Consider the following 13829-nt stretch of genomic DNA (forward strand, 5'->3'; position numbering starts at 1 on the left):
CTCCTCCCTACTTTTTATATAATTTTATTTTACTGCTGCTTTTAATGTTTTTCCAGAAACAAAAGCAGGAACTTTTGTAGCTAAAATCTGTATTTCTTTTCCTGTTTTAGGGTTTCTTCCAGTCCTTGCAGATCTTTTATTTATTTTAAATGTCCCAAATCCAACTAATTGTACATGTTCTTCTTTTTTTAAAGATTTTGTAATTTCAGATAAGATAGTATCTAATATATCTTTAGCTTTAATTTTAGAAATAAAAGATTTTTTTGAAATAATATCAATTAATTGTGATTTATTCATATTTTTTTTATATCCTTAATAGAATTAATTATTGTTAAAAAAATTTTAATTTTTATAAATTTTGTTAAAAATATTTTTTAGTTATAAATATATTTTTTATAAGTTATGAGAATTTAAAAGTTCGGTTAAGTTTGCTGAAGCTTCTTCTACACTAAATTTTTTGTTTTTTATATTTTTTTTTGTTTTATTCTTTTTAAATTTATTTATTTTTTTATTGAATATTTGTTCTTTATGATATTTATATCCTGTTCCTGCAGGAATTAGTCGACCAACTATAACATTTTCTTTTAGTCCACGTAAATCATCTATTTTTCCGGCTACTGCAGATTCTGTTAATACTCGTGTTGTTTCTTGAAAAGATGCAGCAGAAATAAATGATTCAGTTGCTAAAGATGCTTTAGTAATACCAAGTAAATTTCTATTATAAGATATAGATTTTTTATTTTTTTTATTTAATTTTATATTAGATATTCTAATTCTAGAATATTCTATTTGTTCTCCATTTAAAAACTCTGATTCTCCATGATCAATAATTGTTGCTTTTCTTAACATTTGTCTAATAATTGCTTCAATATGTTTATCGTTAATTTTTACTCCTTGTAATCGATAAACTTCTTGCACTTCATTTATTATATATCTTGTAACAGATTGAATACCTCTTAATCTTAATATATCATGAGGTGATTCTGGTCCATCTGAAATTATATCTCCTTTTTCTACACGTTCGCCTTCAAAAACATTTAATTGTCTCCATTTTGGAATCATTTCTTCATATGTATTTTTTTGATTTAATGGAGTAATTATCAATCTTCTTTTGCCTTTTGTTTCTTTTCCGAATGATATAATTCCACTTTTTTCTGCTAAAATTGCTAATTCTTTTGGTTTTCTTGCTTCAAATAAATCGGCTACTCTTGGAAGTCCTCCTGTAATATCTTTTGTACTTACTGATTCTTGAGGAACTCTAGCTAAAGTGTCTCCAGATTTTATTAGATCACCGTTTTTTAATTGTATAATTGTTTTTCCTGGTAAGAAATATTGAGCAGGCATTTTTGTACCAGGTATAAAAACGTCGGTTCCATCTAAATTAATTATTTTTAAGGATGGTCTTAAATCTTTTCCACTAGAATTTCTTTTAGATATATCTAAAATAATTATAGATGATAATCCTGTAAATTCATCTGTTTGTTTAATTATGCTTTGTCCTTCTATCATATCTATAAATTTTATAAATCCATTTACTTCAGTAATAACTGGAATTGTATGAGGATCCCATATAGCTATAATTTCTTTTGAATATACTTTATCTCCATTTTTTTTTTTTAAAATTGCTCCATATGGAATTTTATAACTTTCTTGAGTTCGACCTAATAAATCAAGAATTTTTAATTCAACATTACGAGCAGTAATAATAGTTTTTCCAGATGAATTAATTACAGATTTTGAATTATTTAATTTTAATATTCCATTATTTCTAATTTGAATATTTGATTCTGTTACTGCTCTTGATGCTGCTCCTCCAATATGAAATGTTCTCATAGTTAATTGTGTACCTGGTTCTCCTATAGATTGAGCAGCAATTACTCCTACAGCTTCTCCTTTTTTAACTAGTTTACCTCTTGCTAAATCTCTTCCATAACAATATGAACAAACTCCGAAATTTGTTTCACAATAGACAATGGATCTTACTTTTATAATATCAATAGAATTTAATTCTAATAAATCACAATATTTTTCATTTAATAAAGTATTTTTTTTAATTAATATTTTTTTAGAATTGTTTTTAAAAATATTATTTAATGTAATTCTTCCAAGTACTCTTTCTCTAAGAGGTTCTTTAACTATTCCTCCTTCAATTAGAGCAGTCATTTCTATTCCATATTTTGTTTTACAATTTTTTTCTGTAACAACTAAATCTTGAGCTACATCTACTAATCTTCTTGTTAAATATCCAGAATTTGCTGTTTTTAAAGCAGTATCTGCTAGTCCTTTTCTAGCTCCATGAGTAGAAATAAAATATTGTAGCACACTTAAACCTTCTCTAAAATTTGCTGTTATAGGTGTTTCTATAATAGATCCATCTGGTTTTGCCATTAATCCTCTCATTCCAGCTAGTTGACGAATTTGAGCTGCTGATCCTCTAGCACCTGAATCTGCCATAATAAAAATACTATTAAATGAAATTTGATTAACTATTTTTCCATCTTTATCTTTTACTTTTTCTATAGATAAATTTTTCATCATAGATTTAGAAATTTTTTCATTAGCTGTTGACCAAATATCTATAACTTTATTATATCTTTCACCTGATGTTACTAATCCTGATTGAAATTGTTCTTGTATTTCAGAAACTTCAATTTTCGCTTCATTAATTATATTTGTTTTTTGTGTTGGAATTTTCATATCATCAATTCCAACGGATGCTCCTGAACGTGCAGCATATGAAAATCCAGTGTACATTATTTGATCAGCAAAAATTACTGTTTTTTTTGTTCCTAAAATTCTATAACATGTATTAATCATTTTTGAAACAGTATTTTTTTTTAGAGTTCGATTTACTATCGAAAATGGTAATCCTTTTGGAACGATTGTCCATAATATAGCTCTTCCAATAGTTGTTTTTATTATTTTTTTATTTTTTATTATAATTTTTTTATTTTTTTTTTCATATTCCGTAATACGTATATTAACTATAGAATGAAGTTCTGCTAATCCTAGTTGGTATATTTTTTCTGCTTCTTTTGGACCGGAAAGAAGCATATTTTCTCCTTTTCCATTTATTTTATCTCGAGTCATATAATATAATCCGAGAACTACATCTTGAGAAGGAACAATAATAGGTTCTCCATTTGCTGGAGATAAAATATTATTCGTTGACATCATTAAATTTTTTGCTTCATTTTGCGCTTCTATAGTTAATGGTATATGAACCGCCATTTGATCTCCATCAAAATCTGCATTATATGCTGCGCATACTAATGGATGTAATTGTATAGCTTTTCCTTCTATTAATATTGGAGTAAAAGCTTGGATTCCTAATCTATGTAAGGTTGGAGCTCTATTTAATAAAACAGGATGATTTTTAATTACTTCATCTAAAACGTCCCATACTGTTGATTCTTCTCGTTCAACCATTTTTTTTGCTGATTTAATTGTTGTTGCAAAATTTTTTTCTTCTAATTTTCCATATACAAATGGTTTAAATAATTCGAGAGCCATTTTTTTAGGTAAACCGCATTGATTTAATTTAAGATATGGACCAACTGTTATTACTGAACGACCTGAATAATCTACTCTTTTTCCTAATAAATTTTGACGAAATCTTCCTTGTTTTCCTTTTATCATATCTGCAAGAGATTTTAAAGGTCTTTTATTTGAACCTATAATAGCTTTTCCTCTTCTTCCATTATCTAATAAAGCATCTATAGATTCTTGAAGCATGCGTTTTTCATTTCTTATTATTATTTCTGGAGCTGATAGTTCTAGCAATCTTTTTAAACGATTATTTCTATTAATAACTCTTCTATATAAATCATTTAAATCTGATGTTGCAAATCTTCCACCATCTAAAGGAACTAATGGTCTTAAGTCAGGCGGTAGAATAGGTAAAACAGTTAGAATCATCCATTCAGGTTTATTGTTTGATTGTATAAAAGATTCTATTAATTTTATTCTTTTAGTAGTTTTTTTTTTTTTTGTTTCAGATTGTGTATTAATTAATTCTTTTCTGAGTATTTTATATTCTTTTTTAAGATTCATTTCTTTTAAAATTTTTTGTATTGCTTCTGCTCCCATTTTTGCTTCGAAATCATCTCCGAATTCTTCTATTGCTTCACTATTTTGTTCTTCTGTAAGAATATCTCCTTTTTTTAATGTTGTAGTTCCATTTTTAATTACTACATATGATTCAAAATATAATACTCTTTCAATATCTCTTAATGGCATATCAAGTAATAAACCAATTCTTGATGGAAGAGATTTTAAAAACCATATATGTGCTATTGGAGAAGCTAATTCTATATGTCCCATTCTTTCTCTTCTAACTTTACTTTGAGTTACTTCAACTCCACATTTTTCACAAATAACTCCTCTATGTTTTAATCTTTTATATTTTCCACATAAACATTCATAATCTTTTACAGGTCCAAAAATTCTAGCACAAAATAATCCATCTCTTTCAGGTTTAAATGTTCTATAATTAATTGTTTCTGGTTTTTTTACTTCTCCGTATGACCAAGATCTTACTGTATCTGGTGAAGAAAGAGAAATTTTTATTGCGTTAAAATTTTCAGATTGATGTTTCTTTTTTATAAATTTAAATAGCTCTTTCAAAAAATTTTTTCCTATTTTTTAAGTTTTATTTCATATATAAAATTATTTTTTTTTAAAAATTTTATTTTTTAATCATTTAATTCAATATTGAGACCTAAAGATCTGATTTCTTTCAGCAATACATTAAACGATTCAGGAATACCAGGCTCCATTTTATGATTTCCATCTACAATGTTTTTATACATTGATGTTCTTCCATTTACATCATCTGATTTTACAGTTAACATTTCTTGTAGTGTGTATGATGCTCCATATGCTTCTAATGCCCATACTTCCATTTCTCCAAATCTTTGTCCACCAAATTGAGCTTTTCCACCTAATGGTTGTTGTGTCACTAAACTATAAGAACCAGTTGATCTTGCATGCATTTTATCATCTACTAAATGATTTAATTTCAATATATACATGTATCCTACTGTTACTGGTCTTTCAAATTTTTCTCCTGTTCTACCATCAAAAAGATGAATTTGTCCGGATTTTGGAAATCCTCCTAATTTTAAAAGATTTTTAATTTCTTCTTCTTTTGCTCCATCAAAAACAGGAGTTGAAACTGGAAGTCCATTTTTATAATTTTTAGCTAAAGATATTATTTCATTATCAGAGAAATTTTCTATATTTATTTTTTGTCTATTATTTTTTCCAATTTTAAATACTTTTTTTAAAAAATAACGTAAGTTTGAAATTTTTTTTTGTTTTTTTAAAATTTTTTTTATTTTATCTCCTATTCCTTTGGCAGCCATCCCTAAATGAGTTTCTAGTATTTGACCGATGTTCATTCTTGAAGGAACTCCTAATGGATTTAAAACTATATCAATTGGTATTCCATATTTATCATATGGCATATCTTCTACTGGATTTATTTTTGATATTACTCCTTTATTTCCATGTCTACCAGCCATTTTATCTCCTGTTTGTAAATATCTTTTAACTGCTAAGTGAACTTTTACTATTTTTAATATTCCTGGTGATAAATCATCTCCTTGTATTATTTTTTTCTTTTTTTCTGTTAATTTTTTTTTAAAAGTTTTTTTTAAATAATTATATTCTTTTTTTAATTTTTCTAATTTAATTTTATATTTTTTTTTTTTTAATTTATAAAAAAACCATTTTTCTGGATTTTTTTTTATAAGTTTTTCATATGATATTCCTGATTTTATTAAAATATTTTTTGTTTGTCTAAATAAATCTTTTTCAAATATTTTTTTTTTTTCAAATAAATTCTTTTTGATTTGTGCAATTTGCATTTCTTCAATTTCAAGTGTTCTTTTATCTTTTTTAATTCCATCTCGAGTAAATATTTGTACATCGATTACAGTTCCAAATATTCCATTTGGTACTCTTAATGAAGAATCTTTTACATCAGATGCTTTTTCTCCAAAAATTGCTCTTAATAATTTTTCTTCTGGTGTGAGTTGTGTTTCACCTTTAGGAGTTACTTTTCCTACTAATATATCTCCTCCCTGTACTTCTGCTCCAATATGTACTATTCCGGATTCATCTAATTTAGATAATGCTGATTCTCCTATATTTGGTATATCAGAAGTAATTTCTTCTGATCCTAATTTTGTATCTCTAGAAATACAAGATAATTCTTGAATATGAATACTAGTGAATCGGTTTTCTTGTACAACCTTTTCTGAAATTAATATAGAGTCTTCAAAGTTATAACCATTCCATGGCATAAATGCTACTCTCATATTTTGTCCTAAAGCTAATTCTCCAAGGTCTGTTGATGGTCCATCACTTATTACATCTCCTCTTTTAATAGAATCATTAAGAGATACACATGGTATTTGATTAATACATGTATTTTGATTTGATCTATGATATTTTATTAAATTATAAATATCGATTCCATTTTTATTTTTTTTTATTTCATTTTTATTAACTTTAATTACAATTTTTGATGAATCAATATATTGTACTTTTCCGCTTCTTTTAGAGATTACTGTAACTCCAGAATCTATTGCAACTTTTCTTTCCATTCCTGTTCCTACTAATGGTTTTTCTGATTTTATTAGTGGAACAGCCTGTCTTTGCATATTTGCTCCCATTAGCGCTCTATTTGCGTCATCATGTTCCAAAAAAGGAATTAAAGAAGCTCCGACAGATACTATTTGTTGATTTGAAACATCCATATATTGTATTTTTTTTTTATTAAAAAAACCAAATTCATTTTTATATCTACATGTAACTAATTTATTTATAATTTTTTTATCATTTCTTAATTTAGTATTTGATTGAGCAATGATAAAATTTCCTTCTTCAATTGCTGATAGATATTTTATTTTTTTTGTTACATAACCTTTTTTTACTTTTCTATAAGGTGTTTCTAAAAATCCATATTTATTTGTTTTAGCATATACTGATAATGAGTTTATTAATCCTATGTTTGGTCCTTCAGGTGTTTCTATAGGACATACTCTTCCATAATGTGTTGGATGAACATCTCTTACTTCAAATCCTGCTCTTTCTCTTGTTAATCCTCCAACTCCTAAAGCAGAAATTCTTCTTTTATGAGTTATTTCAGCAAGTGGATTATTTTGATCCATAAATTGTGACAATTGACTTGATCCAAAAAATTCTTTAATAGCAGCAGAAATTGGTTTTGCATTAATCATGTCTTGTGGCATTAATGTATCTATATCTCCAATTGATAACCTTTCTTTTACCGCTCTTTCAACTCTAATTAAACCTACTCGAAATTGATTTTCTGTCATTTCTCCTACAGATCTTACACGTCTATTTCCTAAATGATCGATATCATCTACTTTTCCTTTTCCATTTCTAATATTAATAAGTTTTTTTATGACATCAATAATATCTTTTTGATTAAGTATATTTTGCCCTATAATTTTTTTTCTTAAAAGAGATCTATTAAATTTCATTCTTCCTACAGATGATAAATCATATCTTTCTTCTGAAAAAAATAATGATTTAAATAAATTTTCAGAAGATTCTCTTGTAGGAGGTTCACCAGGTCGCATCATTCTATATATTTCTATTAAAGCACTTATTTTATCTGTAGTATTATCATTTTTTAAAGTTTCTGAAATATAAGATCCATGATCTAAATCATTTGTGAATATTGTTTCAATAAAATTAATTTTAGATTTTTGTAGTTTTTTAATTATTTCTTTAGTAAATTTTGAATTTGCTGCTATAATTAATGAATTATTTTCATCAAAATAATTTTTAGATGATATTTTTCCAACAAGATATTTTAATGGAACCGTGATAGAAAAAATTTTGTCTTTTTCTAGTTTTTTTATATGTTTTGCTGTAATTCTTTCATTTTTATTTAAGTAGAGTACATTTTTTTTTAAAATTTTAAATGGTATTATTTCTCCTCTTAATCTTTCTGGAATAAGTTTCATTATTATTTTATTTTTTTTTAGTATAAATATATTTTTTTTAAAAAAAATATTTAAAATTTCTTGAGATTCATAACCAAGAGCTTGTAATAAAATTGTTACTGGAAATTTTCTTCTTCTATCTATTCTTACAAATAAATGGTCTTTTTGATCAAATTCAAAATCTAACCATGATCCTCTATATGGAATAATTCTTGCGTTATACAATACTTTTCCTGAAGAATGTGTTTTTCCTTTATCACTATCAAAAAAAACTCCAGGGCTTCTATGTAATTGAGATACTACAACACGTTCTGTTCCGTTAATAACAAAAGTTCCATTTTTTGTCATTAAAGGTATTTCACCCATATAAACTTCTTGTTCTTTAATATTTTTTATTTTTTTTTTATTTGAATCTTTTTCATATATTATAAGTCGTAATGTAACTTTTAAAGGTATTGCATATGTTGCACCTTTAATATGACATTCCATTACATTAAAACTTTTTTTACCGAGTCTATATTTAACATATTGAATTTCTGCGTGTTCGTTGTAACTTTTAATTGGAAAAACTGATTTTAAAGCTGATTCTATTCCATTAGAATAATTTTTTTTTTGATTAAGAAATTTTTTAAATGAATCAATTTGAATAGATAATAAGTAAGGAATATTTAAAATTTCTGGTATTTTTCCAAAATCTTTTCTAATTCTTTTTTTTTCTGTATAAGAATAAATCATTTTATTTCTCTATTTTATAAAATTTTTATTAGTTGTTTTTTTAAAATATTTTTTAAAATTTTTATTCTTTTTAAAAAAAATTATAAATAGCTGGTGATTTTTTTCACCAGCTTTTTTATAATATTTTTTAAAATTAAAATTTATTTTTTATTTAATTTCAACTTCTGCTCCAGCAGTTTCTAATGTTTTTTTTAAGGATTCTGCTTCTTCTTTATTAATTTTTTCTTTTAATACTGTAGGTGCAGATTCAACTAAATCTTTTGCTTCTTTTAATCCTAAATTAGTTAAACTTCTGACAGCGCGTATTACAGAAACTTTATTTTTTCCTATTGATTTGATATATATATCAAATTCTGATTTTTCTTTAATTTTTTTTGTTTCTTGTTGAGTGTTATTATTTATTATAGGTTGTGAAGAAATTTCAAATTTTTTTTCCATAGATTTTATTAATTCCATAATTTCTGTTACTGACATTTTTGAAACTGTATTTATTATTTCATTTTTACTAATAGACATTTTTTTTTCCATTTTTGAATAAATCTATTATAATTTTCTTTGTTTTTTATTTTGAAGAGAAATTAAAGTTCTAATTAATTTTCCGATTGAAAGTTCTTTTATCATAAACATAAATCTTTGTATTGCTTCTTTATATGTAGGTAAGAATGCTAGTTTTTTTATTTTTTTTGATTTTATAAATTTTCCTTCATAAGCTGCTCCTTTTATTTTAAAATTTTTATTTTCTTTAGAAAATAAATATAGTAATTTTGCTGCGCTTCCTGGATGTTTAATAGAATATGCAATTAAAGTAAATTTTTTTAGTGTTTTTATAAGACATTCAAATTGTGTTTTATGAATTGCTTTTTTTAATAAAGTATTTTTAATTACTTTAATTTGAACGTTATTTTTTCTTGCATTTTTTCTTAGTATATTAATTTTATTTGAGTTAATTTTTTTAGAATTAGCTACTACTGCTGATAATGCATTTTTTGATATTTTTTTTATTTGTTTAATAATTTTTTTTTTTTTTTGTATATTTTTTGACATTTTTACTCCTAGATTTTTTTTAAAAAATCCTTTATAATTATTTTTATAAGTATTATTTATTTAAATAAATATAAAGATTTTTTTAAAATGAAAATAAGAATTTTTTATTATTTTATATGAAATTTAAATATTTTTTTTATAAGATAATAATAAAAAACCTAATTTCTAACTAAAATATAAAGAAATTAATTAAGAAACTAGGACATTTTTTTTTAAAAAAATAATTTTTTATTTTTAAATAGATTTTTTAATTTCGATTGATGGACCCATAGTTGTTGTTAAAAATATTTTTTTTAAATATATTCCTTTAATTTTATTTGGTTTTTGTTTGTTTAAATCTTTTATCAGGCTTGCTAAATTTTCTTTAATTTGAATTGAAGAAAAATTTATTTTTCCTATAGATGTATGAATAATTCCATTTTTATCGTTTTTATATCTTATTTGTCCATTTTTTATTTTTTTTATAGTATCATAAATATTCGATGTAATTGTTCCAATTTTATGATTTGGCATTAATCCTTTTGGTCCTAAAATAGCTCCTAATAAACTTACTATTTTCATTGATTCAGGAGTTGCAACAGTTACATCAAATTTTATTTCATTTTTTTTTATTCTATTTGATAAATCATCCATTCCAATAAATTCTGCTCCAGCATTTTTTGCTTCTTCTGCTTTTTTTCCATCTGCAAAGACTGCGACTTTTACCATTTTTCCATTTCCATGTGGTAAAACTGTTGCTCCTCTTATGTTTTGGTCTGTTTTTTTTGGATCAATTCCTAACATAATTACTACATCAATACTTTCTATAAATTTTTTTTTTGATTGTTTTTTAAGAATAGATATTGCATTATCTATTTTTGTTTTTTTAAATTTATTACTTTTTTTTTTTTTATTTATTTTCAAATTTTTATTTTTCATATTTTTAAGATTTTTTTATTTTTAAACCAATAGATTTTGCTGTTCCTATAATAGATTTATTTATTTTATCTAAATTTGATCCAGTCATATCTTTTTGTTTTATTTTTGATATTTCTTTAATTTGAGAAATAGTAATAGATCCAACAAATTCAGTTTTTGGTTTTTTAGATCCTGATTTTATTCCTGCATATTTTTTTAATAAGACAGATGCAGGAGGAGTTTTTATAATAAATGAAAATGTTTTATCAGAAAAAACTGTTATAACTACTGGTGTTGGTATTCCTTTTTCTAAATTTTTAGTTTCAGAATTAAATTTTTTACAAAAATCCATAATATTTAATCCTTTTTGACCTAAAGCTGGACCAACTGGTGGGCTCGGATTAGCTTGTCCAGCAGCAACTTGAAGTTTTATATAAGCTGTAATTTTTTTAGACATTATTTCACCATTATTTTTTATAAATTTTTTTCTACATGGATAAAATCTAGTTCTACTGGAGTAGATCTCCCAAAGATAGATACTGAAACTTTTAATCTATTTTTATCATAATCTATTTCTTCTACTATTCCATTAAAATCTGAAAATGGTCCGTTTTTTACTCTTACACTTTCTCCTGGTTCGAACATAGTTTTAGGTCTTGGTTTATTTCCAATTTTTAAAAGTTTTTTTTGTATTAATTTAATTTCTTGTTTTTTAATTGGAAAAGGGTTTTCTGGAGTACCTCCTATAAAACCTATTACTTTTGGTACACTTTTTATAAGATGCCAATTGTATTCATTCATTATCATTTTTATTAAAACATATCCAGGAAAAAATTTATGATCACTTTTTTTTCTTTTTCCTTTTTTTATTTCTATAACTTCTTCTGAAGGAACTAAAATTTTTTCAAAAGTTTTGTTTAATTTTTTTTTTTTAATATGTTCTTTTATAGATTTTACTACCTTATCTTCGAATCCTGAATAAATTTGTATTGCATACCATTTTTTTTTTTTTGATTTTGAATTTTCATAATTTTCCTAATATTTTAAAGAAGTAATAAATGAAATAAAGTAAAAAATTATTGTATCTAAACCCCATAAAATAAATGAGATAAGTAAACTTGTTAGAATAATTATAAATGTTGTATTTAAAGTATCTTTTTTTGTTGGCCAAGAAATATTTTTTATTTCTAATTGGATTTCTTTGTAAATATTTTTTATATAGTTTAAATATTTATTTATTATAAGAATTATAATTATTAGTGAACATAGAAATGTTATGATAATTAAATATTTAATTTTAATAGATAAGAAATTGCATTGTTTAATAAAAAAAATTAAAAAAATAATACATATGTTTATTAAAAGACATTTATTTTGTTTTAAAATTAATTCTATTTTTTTAAAAATTTTAGATTTCATTAGAAATCCTAAAATAAGATTTTTATATTGGATAATTTAAATAAAAATAATTTATTAAAAAAAATTAAAATTAAATGCTGATACCCAGATTTGAACTGGGGATCTCACCCTTACCAAGGGTGTGCTTTAACCAACTAAGCCATATCAGCTTTTTAAAAGTTTTTTTTAATTTTTTTTATAAAAATTTTAAGGATTGAGCGAACAGTGGGAATTGAACCCACATCTTCAACTTGGAAGGTTGAGGTAATATCCTTTATACCATGCTCGCATTTTTAAAATATATGGTGGGAGAAGGATTCGAACCTTCGAAGTCTATGACGTCAGATTTACAGTCTGCTCCCTTTGGCCGCTCGGGAATCCCACCTTTTATTTTTTAAATTTTTTTTACTTCTTTTTTTTTTTTTTTTTTTAAATGTATGCCGGCTACCGGAATCGAACTGGTGACCTACTGATTACAAGTCAGTTGCTCTACCGTCTGAGCTAAGCCGGCAGTTTAAAAAGATATTATAGATTTATTAGTTAAAATTTACAATATTATTTTTATGTTATTTATATATTTTACGTTTTTTTTAAAAAAAAATCAAATACTTAAAATTTTTTTTATGAAAAAATAATTTTTTCATACATAAAATAATGTTATAGATATACATAAATATTTTAGTTATATAAAATATTTTTTAATAATTTTATTGTTAAATTTATTTTATTATTTTTAAATATTATTTATTTTTAAATAAATTAATAAAATTCTTTTATGTAAATTTAATTTTTTTATAAAAATATTATTGGTGATAAAAAAATATTTATGAATTTGATAAATCGAGTAAAAAAAAAAATTACAAAGAAAAATAAAAAAAAAATAAATTTTTCTTTTGAGTTATTTCCACCTTCTAAATTATTATTTGAAAAAAAATTTTTTTCTTTTATTAAAAAAATAAATAAGTTAAATCCAACTTTTATTTCTATTACACATGGAGCAAATAATGGAAATAGAAATAATACATATAATTTTATTAAAATAATAAGAAAAATTGTTGATGTAGAGTTAGTTCCTCATATGACATGTATTAATAATACTCGTCATTCATTAAAAAAAAATGCAAAAATGTATTGTACTGAAAAAATTAATCATATTATTGCTTTAAGAGGTGATAATTTTAAGAAAAATACTATATATAAAATGTATGCAATAGATTTAATCATTTTATTAAAAAAAATTTCAAATTTTTTTATATCAGTTGCTGCATATCCAGAAGTACATCCAGAAGCAAAAAGTGCACAATTTGATTTATTACATTTAAAAAAAAAATTTGATTATGGTGCAAATCAAGCTATTACTCAGTTTTTTTTTGATATTGAAAATTTTTTACGTTTTAGAGATAAATGTTTTGGTATTGGAATTAAAAAGAAAATTATTCCTGGAATTTTACCAATTTATGATTTTAATCAAGTATATAAATTTTGTTTATTATCAAATATTTATATTCCTAATTGGTTAAAAAATTTATATATAAAATATAATTATAATTCTATTCATCAAAATAAATCAATTGGATTAGATCTTGCTGTAAATATGATTGAATCTTTATATAAAGAAGGAATTCATGATTTTCATATTTATACTTTAAATAAATTAGATTTTTCTTATTCTATTTGTAAAAATATAAATTTGTAATAAAGATATTTTTTCAGATTAATTATTATTTAAAATTTCTGATATAATGATTTAATATTAAAGCATTAAAAAATTAA

Annotated in this window: 10 protein-coding genes and 4 tRNA genes; 1 reads left to right on the forward strand and 13 read right to left on the reverse strand. The window is 23.5% G+C overall.

Translation table 11 applies throughout. The features are described from left to right. Positions 1–24: 24 nt before the first annotated feature. The 13 genes from AACK90_RS01475 to AACK90_RS01535 all read right to left on the reverse strand — a co-directional run bounded on the left by AACK90_RS01475 (position 25) and on the right by AACK90_RS01535 (position 12567). Complete coding sequence (locus tag AACK90_RS01475; RefSeq protein WP_339042995.1) at positions 25–297, reverse strand: HU family DNA-binding protein; 273 nt, start codon at positions 295–297, stop codon at positions 25–27. A gap of 96 nt (positions 298–393) precedes the next feature. After that, a complete protein-coding gene (gene rpoC / locus AACK90_RS01480) occupies positions 394–4626 on the reverse strand; it encodes a DNA-directed RNA polymerase subunit beta' (protein ID WP_339042997.1) in 4233 nt (1410 codons plus the stop codon). A 68-nt stretch (positions 4627–4694) separates the two neighbouring features. Next, positions 4695–8717, reverse strand: coding sequence for a DNA-directed RNA polymerase subunit beta (rpoB, locus tag AACK90_RS01485; RefSeq protein WP_339042998.1), 4023 nt, complete (start codon positions 8715–8717; stop codon positions 4695–4697). A 147-nt stretch (positions 8718–8864) separates the two neighbouring features. Next, positions 8865–9233, reverse strand: a complete 369-nt coding sequence (rplL, locus tag AACK90_RS01490) for a 50S ribosomal protein L7/L12 (protein WP_339043000.1) — start codon at positions 9231–9233, stop codon at positions 8865–8867. A gap of 27 nt (positions 9234–9260) precedes the next feature. Beyond that, positions 9261–9761: a 50S ribosomal protein L10 gene (gene rplJ, locus AACK90_RS01495; RefSeq protein ID WP_339043002.1), complete on the reverse strand. Its 501-nt coding sequence runs from the start codon at positions 9759–9761 to the stop codon at positions 9261–9263. Between the two features lie 234 nt (positions 9762–9995). Further along, positions 9996–10679, reverse strand: a complete 684-nt coding sequence (gene rplA / locus AACK90_RS01500) for a 50S ribosomal protein L1 (protein ID WP_339043004.1) — start codon at positions 10677–10679, stop codon at positions 9996–9998. A 4-nt stretch (positions 10680–10683) separates the two neighbouring features. Beyond that, positions 10684–11115: a 50S ribosomal protein L11 gene (gene rplK, locus AACK90_RS01505; protein ID WP_339043006.1), complete on the reverse strand. Its 432-nt coding sequence runs from the start codon at positions 11113–11115 to the stop codon at positions 10684–10686. A 17-nt stretch (positions 11116–11132) separates the two neighbouring features. Further along, on the reverse strand, positions 11133–11648 hold the full coding sequence (gene nusG, locus AACK90_RS01510; RefSeq protein WP_339043676.1) for a transcription termination/antitermination protein NusG: 516 nt from the start codon (positions 11646–11648) through the stop codon (positions 11133–11135). Positions 11649–11693: 45 nt separating this feature from the next. Further along, on the reverse strand, positions 11694–12077 hold the full coding sequence (gene secE / locus AACK90_RS01515) for a preprotein translocase subunit SecE (RefSeq protein ID WP_339043008.1): 384 nt from the start codon (positions 12075–12077) through the stop codon (positions 11694–11696). A gap of 75 nt (positions 12078–12152) precedes the next feature. Continuing rightward, positions 12153–12226, reverse strand: a tRNA-Thr gene (locus tag AACK90_RS01520). A gap of 47 nt (positions 12227–12273) precedes the next feature. Further along, positions 12274–12345: transfer RNA gene (locus AACK90_RS01525), tRNA-Gly, on the reverse strand. Between the two features lie 14 nt (positions 12346–12359). Beyond that, positions 12360–12441: transfer RNA gene (locus AACK90_RS01530), tRNA-Tyr, on the reverse strand. A gap of 53 nt (positions 12442–12494) precedes the next feature. Next, positions 12495–12567 (reverse strand) — tRNA-Thr (locus AACK90_RS01535). Positions 12568–12882: 315 nt separating this feature from the next. On the opposite strand from AACK90_RS01535, the gene AACK90_RS01540 reads away from it, so the two are divergent. Continuing rightward, a complete protein-coding gene (locus AACK90_RS01540; protein ID WP_339043010.1) occupies positions 12883–13752 on the forward strand; it encodes a methylenetetrahydrofolate reductase in 870 nt (289 codons plus the stop codon). Positions 13753–13829 lie beyond the last annotated feature (77 nt).

It is taken from the genome of Buchnera aphidicola (Periphyllus acericola), from assembly GCF_964019855.1.
Taxonomy (GTDB): Bacteria; Pseudomonadota; Gammaproteobacteria; order Enterobacterales; family Enterobacteriaceae; genus Buchnera_J; species Buchnera_J aphidicola_BC.

Excerpts from the sequence above, each read along its gene's own strand:
- AACK90_RS01475 (WP_339042995.1), bottom strand. The coding sequence starts at position 297 with ATGAATAAATCACAATTAATTGATATTATTTCAAAAAAATCTTTTATT.
- rpoB (WP_339042998.1), bottom strand. The coding sequence starts at position 8,717 with ATGATTTATTCTTATACAGAAAAAAAAAGAATTAGAAAAGATTTTGGA.
- rplL (WP_339043000.1), bottom strand. The coding sequence starts at position 9,233 with ATGTCTATTAGTAAAAATGAAATAATAAATACAGTTTCAAAAATGTCA.
- rplJ (WP_339043002.1), bottom strand. The coding sequence starts at position 9,761 with ATGTCAAAAAATATACAAAAAAAAAAAAAAATTATTAAACAAATAAAA.
- rplA (WP_339043004.1), bottom strand. The coding sequence starts at position 10,679 with ATGAAAAATAAAAATTTGAAAATAAATAAAAAAAAAAAAAGTAATAAA.
- rplK (WP_339043006.1), bottom strand. The coding sequence starts at position 11,115 with ATGTCTAAAAAAATTACAGCTTATATAAAACTTCAAGTTGCTGCTGGA.
- secE (WP_339043008.1), bottom strand. The coding sequence starts at position 12,077 with ATGAAATCTAAAATTTTTAAAAAAATAGAATTAATTTTAAAACAAAAT.
- AACK90_RS01540 (WP_339043010.1), top strand. The coding sequence starts at position 12,883 with ATGAATTTGATAAATCGAGTAAAAAAAAAAATTACAAAGAAAAATAAA.